Below are 20,759 nucleotides of genomic sequence, written 5' to 3'. Positions count from 1 at the left end.
CAAAAAAGCCGCCGTGCACAAACCATCGTGAACGAAACCGAATTTTTGCGCTATTCCGACCAGTTGTTTGCCCACATCGAAGACCAGCTCGACCAATGCGGTGCCGATTTCGACTGCGAACACAACGGCAATGTGCTCACCATCGAGGCCGACAATGGCACGCAGATTATCGTCAACCGCCACACGCCGAACCAGGAGCTGTGGATTGCCGCCAAAAGCGGCGGCTACCACTTCGCCCTGCGCGACGGCGAATGGCGCTCCACCCGCGACGGCAGCGGCTTTTTCTCCATGCTGAACGAAGTGCTGGGCGCGGCGGCGGGAGAAACGGTGGAGATTGAGCCGCTGTAGTTTGAGCCGGACGCCTGGTAAAGGCTACCTGAAAATCGATTGTAGATTTTCAGGTAGCCTTTACTCATTAAGGCTGCCGCTTGATTTTATGCAATACCATGCCAATAACAATGGCGCAGAGCAGCAGGCCGAAGGCTGCGGGCAGGATAACGGCGTAGCCTGCCGCCCGGCCGTAACAGATGCTCCACAGGATTTTGCCTGCGGCAGCTGCGGCTAGGCAGAACAGCCCGAGGCGCGGTTTGCGCTGCCAGAAGGCGGCGGCAATTAGCATCAGGCTCAGGGCAACCATGCCCGATGCCAAGACTTTGGCCGTATTCCAGCCGCCGAGCAGGAAGTTTTGCTCCATGGCCAAGAACTGCCGGATACGTTCGTTTGGATAGTCGGGCGGGGGAAACCAAAACATACTGCTGAGCAGCAGCAACAAGGTAGCCCAAATACCGGCGTGGCTGCGGTGGTAGGCTGCGAGGCAGAAGGGGATGAGGAACAACGGGCGGATGTACCAGCTCAGGGGGTTATGATGCCGGGCGAATGCCCAATGGAAAAAATGGCTGTCGGCAAAAAAAGCGGCAATCAGGGCGGCGCTGAGCAGGGCAAATAGGATGGCGGCTGCGCGATCGATGGCGGATTGGTTCATAGGGGACGTTTAATATAAAAGGCTACCTGAAAACGGTTTGGATGTTTTCAGGTAGCCTTTGCTTTAGCGGTGTTTGATTGTCCAGCAGTGGTGGATTTTGCGGTTGCGGAAATCTTCGGGCACGGATTGGCGGCTGATTTCGGCCACGGCATAGCGTTCGGCCACGGCGGGTTCGAGCTCGAAGCTGCGCAGGTTGTTGGAGAAGTAAAGCGTGCCGCCGGGCTCGAGCAGCTGCATGGCTTCGCGGATGAGGCGGGGATGGTCGCGCTGGATGTCGAGGATATCGAGCATCTTTTTGCTGTTGGAAAAGCTGGGCGGGTCCATCACGATGAGATCGAAGCGTTTGCCTTCGGCGGCGGCGTTTTGCAGGTATTGGAAGACGTCGGCACGGATGATGCGGTGCTGCTCGGGATTGATATGGTTGAGCTCGAAGTTGCGTCGTGCCCAATCCAGATAGGTGTTGGACAAATCTACGGTTTCGCTGCTGGCGGCACCGCCGGTGGCGGCATATACGCTGAAACTACCGGTGTAGGAAAAAAGATTGAGGAAGCGTTTGCCTTGGGCTTCGCTGCCCACTAGGGCGCGGGTGTTGCGGTGGTCGAGGAAGAGGCCGGTGTCGAGGTATTTGTCGAGGTTTACCCAGAAGGCACGGCCGTTTTCGTGCACGATAAAATCTTCGCCGCTGCGGCCGGTTTTTTCGTATTGGCTGCTGCCGCGCTGGCGGCTGCGCTGTTTGAGGTGGATGTGTCCGGCGGGAAAGCCGGTGATAAATTGCACGGCTTCCACCACTTCGGCCAGCCAGGCTTCGTATTCGGCGTGCTGCATAATCCAGCCGGTGTCGTATTCCTGCAGGTGGACGTGGTTGCCGTAGATGTCGATGGCGAAGGGGTATTGCGGGATGTCGCGGTCGTAGAGCCGCCAGGCTTCGATGTTTTGCCGGCGCGCCCATTTGATGAGGTGTTTGGCGTTTTTGCCCAGCCGGTTGGCAAAGGCGGTGATTTCGCTCATGTGAGGCTACCTGAAAAGTGGAAAAGGAATGCGGCTATTTTACGGTTAATTGCCCCGTCGCTCCAAACGGGCCGCTGTGGCTTTCAGGTAGCCTTTTCGGTAGGTATAGTGAATTAACATAAACCGGTACAGCGTTGGCTCGCCTTGCCGTACTATTCTGTACTGTCTGCGGCTCGCCGCCTTGTCCTGATTTTTGTTAATCCACTATAGGTGTCAATCCAAAGATTTTGCTTGACCGAACTCGGATAAACGCCTAAGATGCCGCCTCTTTTTGTTCGAAGCCATCGTCTTCAGCCCCCGCAGTTTTACAGCTGCGTCTGTTTGCCGCATTTTGCGTGCAATCCTTCTCTGCTTCGCAGGTTGTCGCCGATGCCACTCCAAGCGTTTTGCTTGCGACAATCTTTTGCGTAACCTCCAGCGGTTGCCTTCACTTTCTTTACTGCGTTAGCCCGTCTTGCCGTACTGTCTGTACCGTTTGCGGCCCGCCCTAGTGTTGAAAGCGAACTGACCCCGCCTCTTTCTGTTAGCGCATCCTTTTGCTTCGCGGCTGCCCGTTTTGTGCGGGCGGAAAGTATTGTTGTCCTTTTTGGAAATACATGACCATCCAATTCAGCGACCTGCTGCACGATAAAAACCTGCTCGCCGCCCTGCGTTCTGCCGGCTACATCGAGCCCACCCCCATTCAAGTCCAAGCCCTGCCTGCCGCCATCGATGGCCGCGACATCATGGCTTCGGCGCAAACCGGCTCCGGCAAAACCGCCGCTTTCCTGCTGCCCAGTCTGCAGCGCATCACCCGCCGCAGCGACAAGCCCGGCAAAGGCCCGCGTATTCTCGTACTCACGCCCACGCGCGAATTGGCCGCACAGGTGGAGAAAAATGCCAAAATCTACGCCCAAAACATGAAATGGCTGCGCACCGTCACCCTGGTGGGCGGCTCGTCTTTCGGTTTTCAAATCAAAGCGCTGGCCAAGCCGATTGATTTGGTGGTGGCCACGCCCGGCCGTCTGATGGACCACATGCGCAGCGGCCGCATCGATTTCGACCGCCTTGAAGTGCTGGTGCTTGATGAAGCCGACCGCATGCTGGATATGGGCTTTATCGACGATATCGAAACCATCGTGGCCGCTACGCCAGAAAGCCGCCAAACCCTGCTCTTTTCCGCCACTTGGGACGGCGCCGTGGGCAAACTCGCCTGCCGGCTCACTAAAAATCCCGAAGTGATTGAAATCGAACGCGAAGACAACCAAGGCAAAATCGACGAGCAGCTCTTTTACTGCGACGATAAAAACCACAAAAACCGCCTGCTCGATCATATTTTGCGCGATGCCAATATCGACCAGTGCATCATCTTCACCAGCACCAAAGCCATGAGCGAACAGCTGGCCGACGAACTTTATGAAAAAGGCTTCGCCGCCAACTGCCTGCACGGCGACATGCCGCAAAACTGGCGCAACCGCACGCTGATGGATTTGCGCAAAGGGCGCATCAAAGTGCTGGTGGCCACCGATGTGGCCGCGCGCGGCATCGATGTGCCCAGCATCACCCACGTGATCAACTACGACCTGCCCAAACAGGCCGAAGACTACGTGCACCGCATCGGCCGCACCGGCCGCGCCGGCCGCCACGGCCTTGCCCTTACTTTTGCCGAAGTGAACGAATACGTGGCGGTGCACAAAATCGAAAAATACCTCGGCCGCAAGCTGCCCGAGTTCACCATCGAAGGCATGGAGCCCACCCGCAAGCGCAGCAAAGCCCCGCGCAAAACCAAAGGCGGCGGTTGGAAACAAAAAGGCGGCCGCAAGCCCAACGGCAGCGGCAAACCCTTCAGCCGCCCCGCCGGCAATCCGCGCGGCAAAGCCCGCAAACCGGCCGCCCAAGGCCGCCGCGCCTGATATGGTTGAACCATTTTTCCCCTGTTAGGTGAAGCGACGTGGCAGGGGAAAATAAGTGTTTGAGCTATGGCCGGTTCGGTAGCAGACGGCTGTAAAGAATAAAGGCTACCTGAAAATTGGGAAGCGGCACGAAATTGCCGTATTGTTTTCAGGTAGCCTTTAAGTTTGCTCGAACGATTGGCTTGTTTGCCCGGCTTACAGTAAGATAATTGGCTTGTTTGGGTGTAGCGAGAACGCTTCCCTGTAGATGAACGCTGTGTCGGGGAGACGCCTAAAGCCAAACCCAAAAACGCCGCTTTTCGAGCAGATTGCAAAACAGCCAATCTACGGCACATTGTGCCGTAAACGTAAACCGCGGCTAAAACACCTCATTTTCACGGTATGGACTGGTTTCTATTTTGAACGGCGATACCGTTTGGGCTACCTGAAAAACAGATGGTGTTGCTGATGTTCGCTTTGCAGCAGCCCTATTGTTTTACTTCATTGAGGCTTCGTTTTCAGGTAGCCTATTCCATTCTTTCCCCCAACCCTGCCGCTTGTTGCCGCAGAAGAACCGTTGATGAATATCACGAGTTAGGAGTGTAACCATATGAAAAACCAACGCGATTCTAATAAACGTAATCCGCGCCGCGCCGATGAAAAAGTTTCAGGTAGCCCTAAGCGCCAGCAGCGGCCGGAAGCGGAGAAAGCGCCGAAAACCCGCGTGGCGCGAGCAAAAAAGCTGGCAGTGCGCCCGGCCAACCAAAAAGTGCAGAGCCAAGTGCGCCGTTTGCAGGAACAGTGTTCCGATTTGAGCGGCATCGAGCCGGTGCGCCTGCAAAAGGCACTGGCCGCTTCGGGCGTGGGTTCGCGCCGCGAGATGGAGGAGTGGATTCAAAACGGTTGGGTAACGGTGAACGGCAAGGTGGCGCAGCTGGGCGATAAGGTGCAGCCGGAAGACCAGGTGTTGGTGAAAGGTAGCGTGATCAAGCTGAAATGGCCGGATCGATTGCCGCGTATCATTTTATATTATAAGCAGGAAGGTGAGATTGTATCGCGTGACGACCCGCAGGGGCGCGTGAGCATTTTCGACCGCTTGCCGCAGGCGGCGAGCAGCCGTTGGGTGGCCATCGGCCGTTTGGACATCAATACCAGCGGCCTGCTGATTCTCACCACTTCCGGCGAGCTGGCCAACCGTTTTGCCCACCCGAGCTTCGAAGTGGAGCGCGAGTATGCGGTGCGCGTATTGGGCGAGTTGGACATGGACAAGATGCGCCTGCTCACCAGCGAGGGCGTGATGCTGGAAGACGGTCTGGCACGGGTGGAGCGCATCCACAGCCAGGGCGGGGAGGGCGTGAACAAATGGTATAATGTGGTGCTCAAAGAGGGGCGCAACCGCGAAGTGCGCCGCATTTTCGAGTATTTCGGCCTTGCCGTGAGCCGCTTGGTGCGCACCGGCTTTGGGCCGATTGGTTTGCCCAACCGCTTGAAACGCGGGCAGTTTTATGAGCTGAATGCAGCGGAAGTGGCCTCAGTGATGAAGTGGGCGGATTTGCCGCTGCCGGACAGCCGCCGTCGGCATGGCTGACGGTATGCCGCCGATTAAAGGCTACCTGAAAAATAAATAGCCGCTTTCCCATTGTTCTTTAACGAGTTATGAAGCAGCCCAACCGCATTGATTCCCAACCGGCGTTTTTGTTGTCGGCCACGCCGTGGCGCGAAACCAGCCTGCTGGCGGAGCTGTTTAGCCGCGATTATGGGCGGGTGGCGGTGGTGGCGCGCAGCGCGCGCAAACGGCAGAGCGAATTACGCGGCGTGTTGGTGCCGTTTGTGCCGGTTCAGGTAGCCTGGTATGGCAAGGAAGAGCTGAAAACGTTACATCGCGCCGAATGGCTGGGCGGCTGGCCGCAGCCGCGGGGTAGGGCGCTGCTGAGCGGGCTGTATGTGAATGAATTGGTGCAGAAACTCACTGCCAGGGAAGACCCGCAGCCTGCGTTGTATGAGGCTTTGCGGCAGGTGATGCGCACTTTGTGCACCGAGCCGAATCATGCCGCCGTGCTGCGCCGGTTTGAGTGGACATTGCTCACGTTAGCAGGCTATGCACCGGATTTGCAGAAAGACAGCGCGGGCTGCCCGGTGGAAGCCGATCGGCAATACTGGCTACAGCCGGAACATGCGGTACTGCCGTTGGAGCAACGGCATAGCCTGACGCCGGCAGAAGTGCAGCCTGGCGTGGCGGTAGATGGCGATGTGTTGATTCAGCTGCAAAACGGCGAATTTACCGATACCTCCGCTTTGCAGCAGGCACGCCGGATTACCCGCCTGCTGCTGGATTTCCGCCTGCCGGAAGGGATTAAATCGCGGCAGGTGTTGCAGCAGATACAGGCTTTCAGGTAGCCTTTATCCTCCAGTCACATCATGTTTTGAGGAAAAACGAAGTGGATTTGCACAACACCGAACTTTGCCGCGTGCGGGCGATTACTGCATTTATCAGTTTGAATAAAAATAGTAATTTATGGGCTGGTGTGTTGGAGGAAGCCAAGCGCCAATGCGACCGTTTGGCCGAGTCGTTTGCCCGGGCGGGCTATACCGTGCAGTCGGTACGGCTGGTGTCAAACCCATTCGGCGAATATTTGGATACCGAAAACGCGCAAACCGCCAAGCAGGGTTTGGCTCGTATCCAGCAGATTTTGCAGGAATTGAATCACGGAAAGGCGATGCGTATCCGTTTTGCTGTTGGCGAGGCGGTGGGTGCGCACGAAATTGTCCTGCTGCCGGAGTTGATTCGCGATTACGGCGATTTGTGCAATGCCTGTGTGAATGTGGGCATGGATGAGAATGGTTTTTTAGACAGGCAAACCATTGAGTTGTGCGTGGCGGCGATGCAGGAAATCGGCCGCATTACGCCGCGCGGCGAGGGCAATTTCAATTTCACGGTAAACTTCAATTGCCGGCCGCTGATTCCGTATTTCCCCGCCGGCTACCACCGCGCAGAGCAGGGCAACTGTATTGTGTTGGGCTTGGAAACGCCAGATTTGCTGGCCGCCGCCTTACGTGGATTAAATAATCAGCCGGCAGAGCATGCCAAATATTTTCAGGTAGCCTATTCGGCCATGCGCGAGGCGCTGCAATACCACATTGACCGTGTGCAGCAATGTGTGGCCGACACGCCTTTGGATGCAGGTTGGGCTTATGCCGGCATGGATACTTCGGCTGCGCCGTCAAAGAATTGTACTTCAATGGTGGAGCTGTATCGGCTGATGCGCGTGTCGTATTTCGGCGCAGCCGGTACGGTGGAAGTATCCGCACTGCTTACCCGTGTGTTCAAGTCGCTGGAGCGGGTGCAGGCCGTGGGTTTTTCCGGCCTGATGCTGGCGGTAACCGAAGACGAAGGCTTGGCCGAGGCCACCCGCAAGCAACAATTCGATATCCGCTCCCTGCTCACTTATAGTAGCGTATGCGGTATTGGTTTGGATACCGTGCCGATTGCCGGTAGCACTCCGGCGGAGAAAATTGCCGACATCATGTGCGACACCGGCACCATGGCCTTCCGCCTGAACAAACCGCTCACTGTACGCCTGTTCCCCGTTCCCGGATTGGAGGCGGGCGAGATTACGGCATTTGAGAGCGATGACTTGTGTAATTGTGCGGTGTTGGCAATACCTTAGAACGGCTTCGTGCAGATGGCACGCCGGTTGCTTAGTTACCTTTGCGGCGTGAGTCATGAAGCTAAATTGCAAAATTCGATACCCGAAAGGAAAGAAGATGCTGTTGGGCGTTAATATCGACCACGTTGCTACTTTACGTAATGCGCGCGGTACGCGCTATCCCAGTCCGTTGGAGGCGGCTTTGGTTGCCGAAACTCACGGCGCGGATTTAATTACTTTGCATTTGCGCGAAGATCGCCGCCATATCAAAGATGCAGATGTGTTCGCCATCAAACAGGCAATCCGCACCCGCATGAATTTGGAAATGGCGCTGACGACAGAAATGTTGGATAACGCCTTACAGGTGCAGCCGGAAGATGTGTGCATCGTGCCGGAAAAACGGCAGGAGGTAACCACCGAAGGCGGCTTGGATGTGCTGGCTCAACAGCAGACTGTAGCGGAGTTTACGCAGCGATTAAATGCTGCCGGCATCCGCGTTTCGTTGTTTATCGATGCGGATGAGCAGCAAATCAAGGCTGCTCGTGATGTTGGAGCACAAGCCATTGAGTTGCATACTGGCGCGTATGCCGATGCAACTTCGCATACCGTTCGACAAAACGAATTGTTGCGCTTGGAAGAAGCGGCATATTTTGCTTCGGAATTGGGTTTGGTGGTTAATGCCGGGCATGGTTTGACGATTCACAACGTAGCGCCGGTAGCACGGATTTTGCCGATTCGCGAGCTGAATATCGGCCATGCGCTCATTGCGCAAGCCGTGTTTTTGGGCTTGCCGGAAGCGATACGGCAAATGAAAGAAGAGATTTATCGGGCTCGGAGTCAGCCGGATTGAGAAAAATATTCTTGAATTTACTTTTTGAAAAGTAGGCTTGGAATTCAAGTAATTAATATTGCGAGAAAATAATAAAAAGGGAAGGTAAATGAGCAAGGTAAGAGGGTTTACATTAATAGAGTTGATGATTGTTGTCGTAGTAATAACTATTTTGGCTGCTTTGGCGTATCCTAGTTATGAAATCTTTATGCGTAGGGTTCATATGGAGGAAGCAAAGACTAGTATCATGACTACATCTCGAGATATGGAACGGTTATATACTAAATATAGAACCTTTTCTGATCCAGCTCATCCTGCCCCTGATCCTGCTGATACTGAATATTTTACGATCTCGTTTGCTCCTAATAGTCCTACTGCAGATAGTTATGAAATTATTGCTATGCCCAAGAGTTCCAAAGAGACCAAAGCACTCTACTATAGCAGCACAGGTATTTTGAGCCGTTGCGATGCGGCGACTATGCAAAATTGTGAGCAATACTAAAGAGCTTCCATTCATTTTTGAAGCCGTTTATACTGTACACTCCGTTACTTGTCTAAGGAGTAGCAGCATGAACGGCTTATCTGTTTCCACCAAACGCGGCTTCACGCTGATGGAGCTGATGATCATTATTGCCATAGTGGCGATTTTGGCGGCCATTGCGTATCCTTCATACCAATCGTTTGTGCGTAAATCCCGTTTAGAAGAGGCCAATGCTGCTTTATTGGAAAATAGCCGAGCGATGGAGCGGTTTTATGCACGAAACCGTACGTTTAAAGCCACTTCCACCACTTGGCCGGCGTTGGCGGTTAGCCAAACGCAGCATTTCTGTATTAAATTTCAAGGCAATGCGCGCGGGGTGTTGGGAGATAAATATACAATTAAAGCCGTGGCTTTTGATGTGAATAAAGAGCCACGGGTTTTATTGATTAACCAAGACCAAACGGTACGGATTTGCCAAAGCAGCCGCAGCCGTTGCGATAATAAAGAAGTGTTTTCCGGCGGTAATAATATCGACCAAGAATGCGAATTATTGCATTAGTTTTTATTTAATTAAAATTCAAATTTTGATGAGCATTACTCTTTTATTACAACAAAAAATTCAGAATGCCGATTACGCACGCATGATTCAAAACAATATCGCCTCTTTCAGTCCGGCAGAAACTGATCTGCTGGCTGAAATTTTGAGTGGTTACGAATTTGACGTGGTGCAGCAGCAGGCACTGGTGCAGGCAGTGATGCAGCAGTCCCGTTTCGATCCGGATGCCTTCCATCAAGAGTTCGATGATGAAGATGTAACCGGCATTTGCCCGCATTGCATCAACCCGCCCATGCCACCGTTACGTGATTATTTGGTGTGGCGTCAAACGCTGGCTAAACAGGCTACCTGAACATTTCAGGTAGCCTTCTTCCCTGTATAATCAAACAATAACCTTATTTGGAAAACCCATGCGCATCATTTCTGCCAATGTAAACGGCATCCGTTCTGCCTATAAAAAAGGCTTCTATGAATACCTGGCCGCGAGCGGCGCGGATATCGTCTGCGTGCAGGAGCTCAAGGCTCAAGAAGCCGATTTGGACGGCAGCATGAGAGCCCCGCATGGTATGCACGGCGTTTGGCACTGCGCCGAAAAGCGCGGCTATTCTGGTGTGGCGCTGTATAGCAAACGCGAACCAGACTGCGTGCAAACTGGTATGGGGATTGCCGAATTCGATGCCGAAGGCCGCTTCGTGCAGGCCGATTTCGGCAATTTGTCGGTGATTTCGCTCTACCTGCCTTCCGGCAGCAGTTCGGAAGAGCGTCAGCAGGTGAAGTTCCGTTTCCTAGAAGCCTTCTACCCGATGCTGCGTGAGCTGAAAACCCAAGGCCGCGATATCGTGATCTGCGGCGATTGGAATATCGCACACCAAAACATCGACTTAAAAAACTGGAAAGGCAATCTGAAAAACTCCGGCTTCTTGCCTGAGGAGCGCGAGTGGATCGGCAAAGTGATTGCCGAACTGGGCTGGGTGGATATTTGGCGCACGCTTTATCCCGAAACGCCCGGCTACACCTGGTGGAGCCAGCGCGGCCAGGCCTATGCCAAAGACGTGGGCTGGCGTATCGACTACCAAATGGCCACTTCCGCTCTGGCCGAGCGCGCCCGCTCCGCCCATGTTTATAAGCAGGAGAAATTCTCCGATCACGCCCCGCTGGTGGTGGATTACGATTATCCGCTGTAGCGGATGCCAGTGTTCAGGTTTTTCAGAAATCCGACACTTCAGAAAATCTGTTTCAGGTAGCCTGTATCTTGCCCGGCAGGCTACCTGAAAAGCCGATTACCTCCATTAAATATTTGATAGTTTTAAACGGTACGTTTTCAGCTAGCCTGTAACTATTGTTGCAAAGGCTACCTGAAACCGCGAAAACCAACCCAAGGAAATACCATGTATTTTGTAGACCGCAGCGCTGTGGTGGTGAAGCCCACCGAAGCCTTCCTCGCCTGGCTCAAAAGCACCGGCGACGACCTGCCCGACCTTACCCTTGCCCAAATCCGCAGCAATTGCAGCGTGTATCTGTTGGCGCAGGCCGATACGCCCGAAGAGAGCGCCGGCCTGTTTGGCGAACGCTGGCGCGAGGTGCTCAGCGGCGAGATTGCTTCGTGGGAAGTGCCGCAGGAGCAATGGCCGGAGCTCACACCCGAGCTATTCACCCGCTTTTTCGATCTCGAATTCCACGACATGGTGTTGGACACGGATGACGACGACATCCGTGTCAGCCCCGTGGTGGACAACATGATGTAGCCGCCGTGCAGCCTTTTCAGGTAGCCTTCCGGCCTTCGCGGTTGCAGCGTGTGCTGCAGTTGGCCGCATGGGTGTGGCTAGCCGTTATCTGGCTGCTGTATTTCGCCGGCTGGCTGCGCCTACTCGGTCTCGCGCTCACCGCTTCCGCTGCTTGGTATGCTCTGCGACGGCCGTTGCCAATCGGTAGCCTCACAGTGGGCAGCGGCGGCGAGGCCGTGCTGTTTTTGCAGCCGCAGCAAATCGCCGTGGCGGCCACCCTGCGCGGCGGTGTGGTGCTACCGTGGCTGCAACTCTTGCACTGGCAAACCGACGGCGGTCGGCAGATTTACCAGGCTGTGTGGCCGGATTCCGCTGATGCCGAAGGATTGCGCCGCCTGCGTGTGTGGGCGCGTTGGGGGCAGGCGCGGAAGAAACGGAGCAAGCCGATGGATAGGCAGGATTCTCGCTAAAAAACGACCGCGCCAACTCAGCATACTTTATTGGTTTTTTATTGCACACAGGATTCAACCCTATGACCAATCCCAACCACCTTATCCTGCCCAGCCGTTTCGGTTTTGCCGAAACGCTGGCCGTGTTGAAACAGGCTTTTGCCGCCAAGCAGATTACCCTGTTTGCCGAAATCCTGCATTCCAAGTTGGCCGTCGAACACGGCCTGCCGCTGGCGCCTGCCAGCCTGCTGATTGTCGGCCATCCGGCCAAGGGCACGCCGCTGATGCAGGCCGATTTGCTGCTGGCCGCCGAGCTGCCGCTGAAGGTGTTGGTGTACGAACAAAACGGCGGCGTGCGGGTGCTGTACCGCCGCGTGTTGCCGCTGGTGGCGGGGCGTGGTTTGGATGCGGCCGAAACTGCCGCTGCGCAAATCGATGCCGCCACGGGCGCATTGATTGCTGCCGCGCTGGAGAGTGTGCCGGGCTGAATTCTGCTGCGGTATAATGCGGCGGCAAAAGGCTACCTGAAAAGGTTTAACCGTTTTCAGGTAGCCTTCGTCAGTTAAAGCAGGTTACCTGAAAGCACCGTTCAAAATCCGGGTCAGCAAGCGCTTGGCACGGTAATGCCGACCGATACTGTTATTTTCAGCTAGCCTTTGCCAAGCCGCCCGTACCGGCATACAGGCTACCTGAAAGCCCGTTTGGCATTTTCAGGTAGCCCTCAAACAAGGTTGAACAAATGAAAACACTATCCCAATGGCTTGCCCACCTCGAAACCGCCTATACCGGCGGCACCGCCCACAGCCACGGCAGCATTGATTTAGGCTTGGAGCGCGTGCTCGCGGTGAAAGAGCGGATGGGTTTGCAGCCGAAATGCCCCGTGATCGTGGTGGCCGGCACCAACGGCAAAGGCTCGGTGTGCGCCTTTTTGGAAAGCATCTACCGTGCCGCCGGGTTCAAAACCGGCATGCTCACCAGCCCGCACATTCTGCGCTACAACGAGCGCATCTGCGTGAACGGTCAGCCCGCTGCCGATGAAACCATTGCCGCCTCTTTCGAGCGCATCGAGGCCGTACGCGGCGATACCGCACTCACTTATTTCGAGTTCAACACCTTGGCCGCCGTGGATATTTTCCAGCGCGCCGAAGCCGAGGTGATGATTCTGGAAGTCGGGCTCGGCGGCCGGTTAGACGCGGTGAATATTTTTGACGGTGACGTATCGGTGGTAACGTCGGTGGATTTGGATCACCAAGCCTTTTTAGGCGACACAGTGGAGCAGGTGGCCTTTGAAAAGGCGGGCGTATTCCGCGCGGGCAAACCTGCTGTCTGCGCCCAAAACCCGCCACCCGAATCGTTGCGCCGCCACGCCGAAGCCATCGGCGCCGACCTCTTGCTGGCCGGGCGCGATTTCGGCTTCAGCAAGCTGGAGCAGCAGCAATGGTCGTTTCACTTTCATCCCGAACACAGCCGCCTGTTTTCAGGTAGCCGCAACCGCAACGCGCTGCCTTTCCCCGCCCTGCGCGGCGGCTACCAGCTGGGCAATGCCACCTGCGCGCTGGCCGTGCTCGAATGCCTGAATGCGCGGCTGCCGGTGGATATCGGCGCGATCAAACGCGGGCTGTTGCTGGTGAGCCACCCCGGCCGTTTCCAGGTGTTGCCCGGCCGCCCGCTCACCATATTGGATGTCGGCCATAATCCGCACGCCGCCCGTGCTTTGCGTCGCAGCCTGATGGCGCTGCCGTTTGCCGAAAAACGGCTGGCGGTGTTCAGCATGTTGGCCGATAAAGATATCGACACTGTGGTTTCCCTGCTGCAAGACCAGTTCGACGAATGGCTGGTTGCCTCGCTGCCGCTGCCGCGCGGCCTCTCGGCGGAAGCATTGCAGCAGCATCTGGAAGCGGCGGGAGCGGCCAATGTTCGCCTGTTTGCCAGTGTGGGCGAGGCCTATCGTGCCGCCTTATCGGAGGCGGGGGAAAATGATAGAATCGTAGTATTTGGTTCGTTTCACACGGTGGCCGAAGTGATGGGCGCACCGCAACAGGAATAAGGAATTATGCCCCCCCAGTCCAACCCCAATTGGCGCCATCTGGAAGAATACGAGCAGATTAAGCGCAAAAACCGCCGCCGCTTGGTGGGCGCGCTGCTGCTCACTACGGTGGTGGCGCTGCTGCTGGCCAAAGTGATGGGCAGCAGTCAAAATACTGCTGCGCCGGGCGAAATCACCGTGAGCGGCGGCAGCGAAACTGCCGCTTCCATGGTGGTGGAAACCCAGCCGCTGCCCGAGCCGGTGGCCGAAGTGCCGACCGGTGCCGACACTGCGGTGGAAATGCAGCCGCAGCCTGTGTCGGCGCCGGTTGTTGAGCCGGAAGAGGTGGTTGTGGAGCCTGCTCCGCCTGCGCCGCAGCCCGTGCAACCGGCCAAGCCGGTGGAGGCGCGCACCACGGTGTTGCCTAATCCGCTGGCCAACTCCGGCAATGCGGCCAATCCACCACCAAGCCGCCCGGCTGCGCCGCCGGTGCGGGCGGAAAGCAAGCCTGTGCCGCAGCTGCGTGTAGAAGCCAAGCCGGTGCCTGCCGAGCCGCGCACGCAACCGGCGGAAAACAATAAACCGGCAGCCCAGCCGCAGGCCAAACCTGCCGTACCGGAAACCCCGCGCCGCGCCGAGGGCGTGAAACCGCAAACGCCTGCCGTGCAGCCGAATGAGCGCCGTGCCGAAAGCAAACCGGCCGAACCGAAGCCGACCGAACAGAAACCAGCTGAGCGCCGCCGCCCAGCCGAACGCCCAGCTGAACGTCGGCAGGAACGTAAGCCAAACAGCAACCGCCTCTCGCCGGAAGATATTTTGAACAACCGCGCTGCCAACCATGTGGCCGGCAACGGCAAAGCTACCGACAATCAACCTGCCCAGGCGGAGCGGCGCATGGTGATTCAGGTGGGTGCTTACACCACCGAAGAGCAGGCACGCGCCGTGCAAAAACGGCTGGCCGATGCGGGCGTGAGCGCCTATGTGGCGCCGCCGGCCAACAAAGGCGGCAACGCACTCTACCGCGTGCGCACCGGCTCTTATCCCAACCGCCAGGCCGCCGGCCAGGCAATGGGCAAAATTAAATCGCAGGGGCTGGACGGCATCCTGCTGGAGCGCTGATGACTTTGTTTGACTATCTTGCGCTGCTGGTGATTGCGGCGTTTACCCTGATTTCGCTGTTTCGCGGCGTGGTGGCCGAATTGGTGGGCTTGGTTTCTTGGCTGGGCTCGCTGCTGGCGGCCAAGCTGCTTGCTCCATCGGTGGGCGACTGGCTTTCAGGTAGCCTCAAGCCACATGCGCTGGCGGTGGTAGCAGCGTTTATCGGTGTGTTTCTGCTGGCGCGGCTGCTGTTCCGCCTGTTGCAAACCTTGCTCACTTCGTCTGCCGGTGCGGCCGGGTTGGGCGGGGCAAACCGCCTGCTCGGCGGCGTGTTCGGCACGGTGAAGGGGGTGCTGGCGGTAACATTGGTGGTGCTGGCCTGCGCGTTTACCGATTTGCCAAAGAGCGAAGAGTGGCGGCATTCGCAAACCGCATTTGTTTTCGAGGGCTTGGCCCAATTGGCCGTGCCGTATCTGCCGCCGTTTATGGCGGATCGTGTCGATTACCGGCAAGCGCCGGGGGAGTGAATTTATGTGTGGCGTGTTGGGTATGGTGGCCTTTGAGCCGGTGAATCAGTTACTGTATGACGGATTGCAGGTGTTGCAGCACCGCGGACAGGATGCGGCGGGCATCGTCACCGCCGAGGGTGAGATGCTCCATATGCATAAAGACACCGGCATGGTGCGCGATGTGTTCCGCACGCGCGATATGCGCAACCTGGTGGGCAACGCTGGCATCGCCCATGTGCGCTATCCCACCGCCGGCAACGCAGGCAGCAGTGCTGAAGCGCAGCCATTTTATGTGAATTCGCCCTTCGGCATCGTGCTGGCGCACAACGGCAACCTAACCAACCCCGAAGAGCTTGAGGCTAATTTGTGCCGCCGCTACCTGCGCCACATCAACACCGGCTCCGATTCCGAAGTGCTGCTCAACGTGTTGGCCAGCGAGTTGCAGCACGTGATCGGCAGCCGCAGCAAGCTGGAAGTGAGCGATGTGTTTGATGCCGTGGCTGCGCTCAACCGCCAAGTGCGCGGCGCATACGGGGTGGTGGCGCTGATTGCCGGCTACGGTATGCTCGCCTTCCGCGATCCGCACGGCATCCGCCCGCTGGTGTTGGGTAAATCTACCGACGAAGCAGGGCGTACCGCTTATATGGTGTCTTCCGAATCCATCGTTTTCCCCGGCCTAGGCTATGAATTGGTGCGCGATATTGCGCCGGGCGAAGCTGTGTTTATCGGCTTTAACGGCGAATTCCACAGCCGCCAATGCGCTGAAGCGCCGCGCCTTTTGCCCTGCCTGTTTGAATACGTGTATTTTGCCCGCCCCGATTCCGTGATGAACGGCGTATCGGTGTACCAAGCGCGGCTCGATATGGGCGTAACCCTGGCTGAAAAAGTGAAACGTAGCCTGCCGGCAGACGAAATCGACGTGGTGATGCCCATCCCAGATACCAGCCGCCCAAGCGCCTTGCAGCTGGCCATGCACCTGGGTAAACCCTACCGCGAAGGCCTCATCAAAAACCGTTACATCGGCCGCACCTTCATCATGCCCGGCCAAGCCACGCGAAAAAAATCCGTGCGTCAAAAGCTCAACCCCATCGACAGCGAATTTGCCGGCAAATCCATCCTGCTGGTGGACGACTCCATCGTGCGCGGCACTACCAGCCGCGAGATTGTGGAAATGGTGCGCGCCGCCGGGGCACGAAAAGTGTATTTCGCCTCTGCCGCCCCCGAAGTGCGCTACCCCAATGTGTACGGCATCGACATGCCCACCCGCGCCGAATTGATTGCCAACGGCCGCAGCGCCGAGCAAATTGCCGCCGAAATTTCTGCCGACGGTGTGGTGTTCCAAGATTTGGACGACTTGGAAAACGTGGTGCGCGCGCTCAACCCCGCCATCGAAGGCTTCGACAGCTCCTGCTTCAACGGCTGCTACGCCACCGGCGACATCGACGAAGGCTACCTGAAACGCCTTTCCGATCGCCCAAAAGGCAGCAGCACAGCCCCTGCCGGCCAGATGGAACACAGCATCCGTGTAGATTCGCTACGGGAATAATAAATGGCGGAAGCCGGCTTTCGAGGCCGGCTTCTTTGGTTTGGCGGGGTAGGGCGGTTTCAGGTAGCCTTGCCATCAGATGAACAGGCTACCTGAAAACCGGATAATACGTCTGTTATCGGGAACTAACAAAAATCGGTACAGCGCTGGCTTGCCTGGCCGGATGTCTGTATTACTTGTGGCTTGCCGCCTTGTGCCAATTTTGTTAATCCGCTATATCGCGCCACAAAGCAGTCTTAGCTAGGTTCAGACATCGTCCCACTTCGTTAAAACCCCATTTTCAGGTAGCCTTTGCCTCAGGAGACCAAGTGATGAGTAACAAAAAACGTATCTGCCAAGAGCAGCAAACCTTCGATCAGCTCTACCAGCCGCAGGAGCAGGAAATCTTGGTGCTTACCGACAGCAGTAGCGGCGGTGGTGCGGGCAAGGGCGGGCGCGATGTGTTGTGGACGGCCAGCCGCCATTGTGCCGCCTATATCGATGCCGCCGGCCAATGCCACCGACAAACCGTGCGGCTCGAATGGCTGGTGGAAAGCACCGCCCCCGAACACTATCGCTTCTTCCTGCGCCCCAACTGCATCTACCGCCTGCGCGTGCGGCCGCAGCGTGCAGACCGAGACTTTTCCATGCCTTGCTTTATGCTGTTGGAAATCTTGGAAGAAACCCCGGATTCGCCCGCCTTGCAGGCCGAGCTGGAGCATTATCTGACGCCGGTGGTGTTGAACGAGCCAGGCATCGGCCAATTTACCCTCAACCGCGATTTTGCCAGCTTTGAAGGCCATGCCGATTGGCTGGGTCAGGAAGTGCATATCTTGCTTGATGCCGATGCCGGTCATGAAGAAAGCGCTAATCAATCCCTCGCCCTATTGCGCCGCCTGCATAGCCAAGCTGCTGAATTCGACCGCCGTTGGCGCAGTTTTGCTGCCGAACAGCTGCTGGAAGACGCGATAAACTGGCAAGGGGAAACCGACGAGCCGGCCGTGCCGCCGGAAAGCTTGGATGCCGAAGCGTTTGCGCGTTGTATTGAATTGTCCGAGCTCGCATTGCAGGAAAACGGGTTCACGGCCTACTACGATGACGGAGATTTGTTTTTCGGGCATGTGATTCTGGTGGAAGGCGGGCAAGATGGCGAGCCGGATGATGCGTATATTGCGGGCTGAATATGCTGTTTGATTACGGGCTGATGAGGATTTTCAGGTAGCCTCTCCGCCCTTTTGAGGCTACCTGAAAAATATCAGCTACGGCAAAATGGAAAATAGTACTTGGACTGTTTAGGCAGCCGGATGATTTCCCCGATAACCAAGGAATCCGACAGATGGATACTGCTTCCCCAACCCCCTCGCCGCGCCCTTTGGGCTTGGCCATCCTGTGCCCGCTGCTGCTGGCGTATGGTATTGCCTGGCCGCTGCTGATGATTATTGCGATGGGCAATTTGGCCGGTAGTTGGGAGGGATTTAAATGGGGGATGCTTGAAGTGTACAGGATCAGCCCGAGAATCGTATTCATCCATTTCATCCTCGGGATGATTGAACCGTTTGCGGTGTCGGTTGGGATATCGTTATGTGCAGCGGGATTGTGGCATCGCCATAAATGGGCGCGTGTGGTATTTTTGTGCGGAGGCCTGCTGCATTTTGGGTGGCTGGTCGGCAGCCAGTTAATCGTTTGGGTGGAGAGGGACATTTTTGGCTCTACGATTTTCGGTAACAGGCCTTTCTTCATTCCATGGCTAGATATGCTCTGCTTCAGCGCCGTCATCCTCTATCTTTACCTGCGCGTGCCGGAAACCTATTTCCGCGAAGCCGCCCCGACCACCATTATCAAAATTCAAAAATCATGACCCCATACGACTACTGCCACCAAAAAGCCGAAGAGAGCGGCTCCAGTTTTCTGGCCGGTTTCCGCTTTCTGCTGCCGGAAAAACGCCGTGCCATGACGGTGCTGTATGCCTATTGCCGCGAGCTCGATGACGTGGCGGACGACTGTGCCGACCCGGCCGTGGCGGCGCAAACGCTGGCCTGGTGGCGGCAGGATGCGGCCAAGGTGTTTCACGGCGCGGCCTTGCCGGAGCATCCGGTCAATCAGGCCATGCGCGAAGTGGCGCCGGCCTACGGGCTACCTGAAAACGAATTGGCCGCCGTGATTGACGGCGTGGAAATGGATTTGACCCCGGCGCGTTATGCCGATTTCGCCGCCTTGCAGCAATACTGCCAGCGCGTGGCCGGGGTGGTGGGGCGGCTGATTGCCCGCATCCTCGGTTTCCAAGATGCCGCCGTGCTGGATTATGCCGACAAAATGGGCTTGGCCCTGCAGCTCACCAACATCATCCGCGATGTGGGCGAAGACGCGGTGGCCGGGCGGATTTACCTGCCGGTGGAAGATTTGCAGCGCTTCAACGTGCCCGCCGCCGATTTGCTGCAACGCCGAAACAGCCAAGAGTTTGCCGAACTGATGGCTTTTCAGGTAGCCCGTGCCCGCCAAACCTACCGCGAAGCCGTGGCCATACTGCCTGCTGCCGAACGGCGCGGCCAGAAGGCCGGGCTGGTGATGGCCGCCATCTACTACGCGCTCTTAAACGAAATCGAGCGCGACGGCGCGGCCAATGTGCTGCGCTACAAGCTGGCGATTCCGAAGCCGCGCAAGGCACGGATTGCCCTGAAAACCTGGCTCTTGGGGTTTAAGCCGTGAGCGCCGCGCCGCGTGTGGCGGTTATCGGCGGAGGCTGGGCCGGGCTTTCGGCGGCGGAAGCGCTGTGCGGCCGGGCGCAAACCACCCTGTTTGAGGCCGGGCGGCAGTGCGGCGGCCGCGCCCGCGCGTTGGGCGGCGGCAGCGGTTTTGCCCATGCCGACAACGGCCAGCATATTTTGGTGGGCGCGTATCGGCAGGTGTTGGATGTGCTGGCGCGCTGCGGCGTGCGCGAAGAAGAGGCGTTTTTGCGCCTGCCGCTGCAATGGCATTTGGCCGACGGCCTGCAATTTGCCGCCCGCCGTCTGAGTGCGCCGCTGCATTTGCTTTTCGGCGTGCTGGGCGCACGCGGCATCGGTTGGGGCGAGAAAACGGCGCTGCTGCGCCAGATGCGCGCCTTGCAGAGCCTGCGCTTGACGGAAGACATTCCCGTGGCTGCTTGGCTGCGGCGGCAGCAGGTGTCGCACCGTTTGCAGCAGCAGTTTTGGCAGCCCTTGGTGTGGGGCGCGATGAACACTGCTTTGGAGCAGGCTTCGCTGCAACGCCTGCAAAACGTGCTGCGCGACGGCGTGTGGGCGGAGCGCGCGGCCAGCGATTTCTTGCTGCCCAAGCAGGATTTGGGGCGGCTGTTTGCCGAGCCGGTGTGCCGCCGCCTGCAAAAATACGGCGCACAAATCCGGCTAGAAACGCGCGTGCCGCAGATTGAACAAACGCTTTCAGGTAGCCTGTTGGTGAACGGCGAAACCTTCGATGCCGCCGTGTTGGCCGTTGCGCCCTATCATGTGCCGCCCCTGCTGCCCGAGGCCGCCCCGCCTGAGATTGCCGCTGCGCTGGATGCTTTGGCCTACCACGCCATTACCACCGTGTATCTGCGTTATCCCGTTGCGCCCGGGCTGCCCACGCCGATTACCGGCCTGGCCGAAGGCACGGCGCAATGGTTTGTCGACCGCGATGCGCTCGGCCTCGGGCGCGGCGAAGTATCCGCCGTGATTTCCCTGTCCGACCAATACGGCAAACTCGGCCGCGAAGAGTGGATAACGCGCGTGCACCAGGATTTGCGGCGCATCTGCCCGCACCTGCCGCGCCCCGCTGATGCCCAGGTCATCACCGAAAAACGCGCCACCGCCGCCAGCCGCACCGATAACCCTGCCATCCCCACCGCCTGGCTGCGCCATCAACATATCTACCTCGCTGGCGATTATCTGCACCCGTGCTATCCCGCCACGCTGGAAGCCGCCGTGCAAAGCGGTCGGCAGGCTGCAGCTTTGTTGTTGAAAGATGCGGGGGGGAGCAAGCTGACTAAAAACCATGCTATTTAAACAAAAGGCTACCTGAAACTTTTCAGGTAGCC

23 protein-coding genes are annotated in these 20,759 nt (G+C 57.3%); 21 read left to right on the top strand and 2 right to left on the bottom strand.

Annotated features, from left to right (window positions below):
- The first annotated feature begins 24 nt into the window (after positions 1 to 24).
- Positions 25 to 348, top strand: coding sequence for an iron donor protein CyaY (gene cyaY, locus HMPREF2796_RS05630; RefSeq protein ID WP_070631739.1), 324 nt, complete (start codon positions 25 to 27; stop codon positions 346 to 348).
- Between the two features lie 67 nt (positions 349 to 415).
- Here cyaY and HMPREF2796_RS05625 read toward each other — a convergent pair whose 3' ends face one another.
- Positions 416 to 982, bottom strand: coding sequence for a hypothetical protein (locus HMPREF2796_RS05625; RefSeq protein WP_070631627.1), 567 nt, complete (start codon positions 980 to 982; stop codon positions 416 to 418).
- Positions 983 to 1,045: 63 nt separating this feature from the next.
- Complete coding sequence (locus HMPREF2796_RS05620; protein WP_070631625.1) at positions 1,046 to 1,990, bottom strand: class I SAM-dependent methyltransferase; 945 nt, start codon at positions 1,988 to 1,990, stop codon at positions 1,046 to 1,048.
- Between the two features lie 596 nt (positions 1,991 to 2,586).
- Here HMPREF2796_RS05620 and HMPREF2796_RS05615 point away from each other — a divergent pair.
- The 20 genes from HMPREF2796_RS05615 (at position 2,587) to hpnE (ending at position 20,727) form a co-directional block, all read left to right on the top strand.
- Positions 2,587 to 3,882, top strand: coding sequence for a DEAD/DEAH box helicase (locus tag HMPREF2796_RS05615; protein WP_070631624.1), 1,296 nt, complete (start codon positions 2,587 to 2,589; stop codon positions 3,880 to 3,882).
- Positions 3,883 to 4,471: 589 nt separating this feature from the next.
- Positions 4,472 to 5,449 (top strand): pseudouridine synthase, encoded by a 978-nt coding sequence (locus HMPREF2796_RS05610; protein WP_070631622.1) that lies wholly within the window; start codon positions 4,472 to 4,474, stop codon positions 5,447 to 5,449.
- 68 nt (positions 5,450 to 5,517) lie between these two features.
- Positions 5,518 to 6,258, top strand: a complete 741-nt coding sequence (recO, locus tag HMPREF2796_RS05605; RefSeq protein WP_070631620.1) for a DNA repair protein RecO — start codon at positions 5,518 to 5,520, stop codon at positions 6,256 to 6,258.
- Between the two features lie 41 nt (positions 6,259 to 6,299).
- On the top strand, positions 6,300 to 7,529 hold the full coding sequence (locus HMPREF2796_RS05600; protein WP_070631618.1) for a DUF711 family protein: 1,230 nt from the start codon (positions 6,300 to 6,302) through the stop codon (positions 7,527 to 7,529).
- Positions 7,530 to 7,626: 97 nt separating this feature from the next.
- Entirely contained in the window at positions 7,627 to 8,358 is a 732-nt protein-coding gene (pdxJ, locus tag HMPREF2796_RS05595; protein ID WP_049258967.1) for a pyridoxine 5'-phosphate synthase, read from the top strand.
- 88 nt (positions 8,359 to 8,446) lie between these two features.
- Complete coding sequence (locus tag HMPREF2796_RS11685) at positions 8,447 to 8,839, top strand: type IV pilin protein (RefSeq protein WP_070631616.1); 393 nt, start codon at positions 8,447 to 8,449, stop codon at positions 8,837 to 8,839.
- A 67-nt stretch (positions 8,840 to 8,906) separates the two neighbouring features.
- Positions 8,907 to 9,377: a type IV pilin protein gene (locus HMPREF2796_RS05585; protein WP_023887300.1), complete on the top strand. Its 471-nt coding sequence runs from the start codon at positions 8,907 to 8,909 to the stop codon at positions 9,375 to 9,377.
- 28 nt (positions 9,378 to 9,405) lie between these two features.
- Positions 9,406 to 9,726, top strand: a complete 321-nt coding sequence (locus tag HMPREF2796_RS05580; RefSeq protein WP_003824036.1) for a hypothetical protein — start codon at positions 9,406 to 9,408, stop codon at positions 9,724 to 9,726.
- Between the two features lie 58 nt (positions 9,727 to 9,784).
- Positions 9,785 to 10,558, top strand: coding sequence for an exodeoxyribonuclease III (locus HMPREF2796_RS05575; protein ID WP_070631614.1), 774 nt, complete (start codon positions 9,785 to 9,787; stop codon positions 10,556 to 10,558).
- Between the two features lie 204 nt (positions 10,559 to 10,762).
- Positions 10,763 to 11,119 carry a hypothetical protein gene (locus tag HMPREF2796_RS05570; RefSeq protein WP_003824038.1) on the top strand — a complete coding sequence of 119 codons (357 nt, stop codon included), beginning with the start codon at positions 10,763 to 10,765 and terminating at the stop codon, positions 11,117 to 11,119.
- Between the two features lie 5 nt (positions 11,120 to 11,124).
- Positions 11,125 to 11,568 carry a protein YgfX gene (locus HMPREF2796_RS05565; protein WP_141749164.1) on the top strand — a complete coding sequence of 148 codons (444 nt, stop codon included), beginning with the start codon at positions 11,125 to 11,127 and terminating at the stop codon, positions 11,566 to 11,568.
- A gap of 62 nt (positions 11,569 to 11,630) precedes the next feature.
- On the top strand, positions 11,631 to 12,035 hold the full coding sequence (locus HMPREF2796_RS05560) for a DUF302 domain-containing protein (RefSeq protein WP_070631610.1): 405 nt from the start codon (positions 11,631 to 11,633) through the stop codon (positions 12,033 to 12,035).
- Positions 12,036 to 12,286: 251 nt separating this feature from the next.
- On the top strand, positions 12,287 to 13,594 hold the full coding sequence (gene folC, locus HMPREF2796_RS05555; RefSeq protein WP_070631608.1) for a bifunctional tetrahydrofolate synthase/dihydrofolate synthase: 1,308 nt from the start codon (positions 12,287 to 12,289) through the stop codon (positions 13,592 to 13,594).
- A 6-nt stretch (positions 13,595 to 13,600) separates the two neighbouring features.
- Complete coding sequence (locus tag HMPREF2796_RS05550; RefSeq protein ID WP_070631606.1) at positions 13,601 to 14,692, top strand: SPOR domain-containing protein; 1,092 nt, start codon at positions 13,601 to 13,603, stop codon at positions 14,690 to 14,692.
- Positions 14,692 to 15,198, top strand: coding sequence for a CvpA family protein (locus HMPREF2796_RS05545; RefSeq protein WP_070631604.1), 507 nt, complete (start codon positions 14,692 to 14,694; stop codon positions 15,196 to 15,198). The genes HMPREF2796_RS05550 and HMPREF2796_RS05545 overlap by 1 nt, the downstream gene beginning before the upstream one ends.
- A 4-nt stretch (positions 15,199 to 15,202) precedes the next feature.
- A complete protein-coding gene (gene purF / locus HMPREF2796_RS05540) occupies positions 15,203 to 16,726 on the top strand; it encodes an amidophosphoribosyltransferase (RefSeq protein WP_070631602.1) in 1,524 nt (507 codons plus the stop codon).
- A 311-nt stretch (positions 16,727 to 17,037) separates the two neighbouring features.
- Positions 17,038 to 17,886: a DUF2262 domain-containing protein gene (locus tag HMPREF2796_RS05535; protein ID WP_070631601.1), complete on the top strand. Its 849-nt coding sequence runs from the start codon at positions 17,038 to 17,040 to the stop codon at positions 17,884 to 17,886.
- 155 nt (positions 17,887 to 18,041) lie between these two features.
- A complete protein-coding gene (locus tag HMPREF2796_RS05530; RefSeq protein ID WP_070631600.1) occupies positions 18,042 to 18,563 on the top strand; it encodes a hypothetical protein in 522 nt (173 codons plus the stop codon).
- Complete coding sequence (gene hpnD, locus HMPREF2796_RS05525; RefSeq protein ID WP_070631599.1) at positions 18,560 to 19,411, top strand: presqualene diphosphate synthase HpnD; 852 nt, start codon at positions 18,560 to 18,562, stop codon at positions 19,409 to 19,411. The genes HMPREF2796_RS05530 and hpnD overlap by 4 nt, the downstream gene beginning before the upstream one ends.
- Positions 19,408 to 20,727, top strand: coding sequence for a hydroxysqualene dehydroxylase HpnE (gene hpnE / locus HMPREF2796_RS05520; RefSeq protein WP_070631597.1), 1,320 nt, complete (start codon positions 19,408 to 19,410; stop codon positions 20,725 to 20,727). The genes hpnD and hpnE overlap by 4 nt, the downstream gene beginning before the upstream one ends.
- Positions 20,728 to 20,759 lie beyond the last annotated feature (32 nt).

The sequence above is a fragment of the Eikenella sp. HMSC071B05 genome, from assembly GCF_001811325.1.
In the GTDB taxonomy this organism is placed as follows: Bacteria; Pseudomonadota; Gammaproteobacteria; order Burkholderiales; family Neisseriaceae; genus Eikenella; species Eikenella corrodens.
This window is presented reverse-complemented; position numbering and strand designations above follow the sequence as displayed.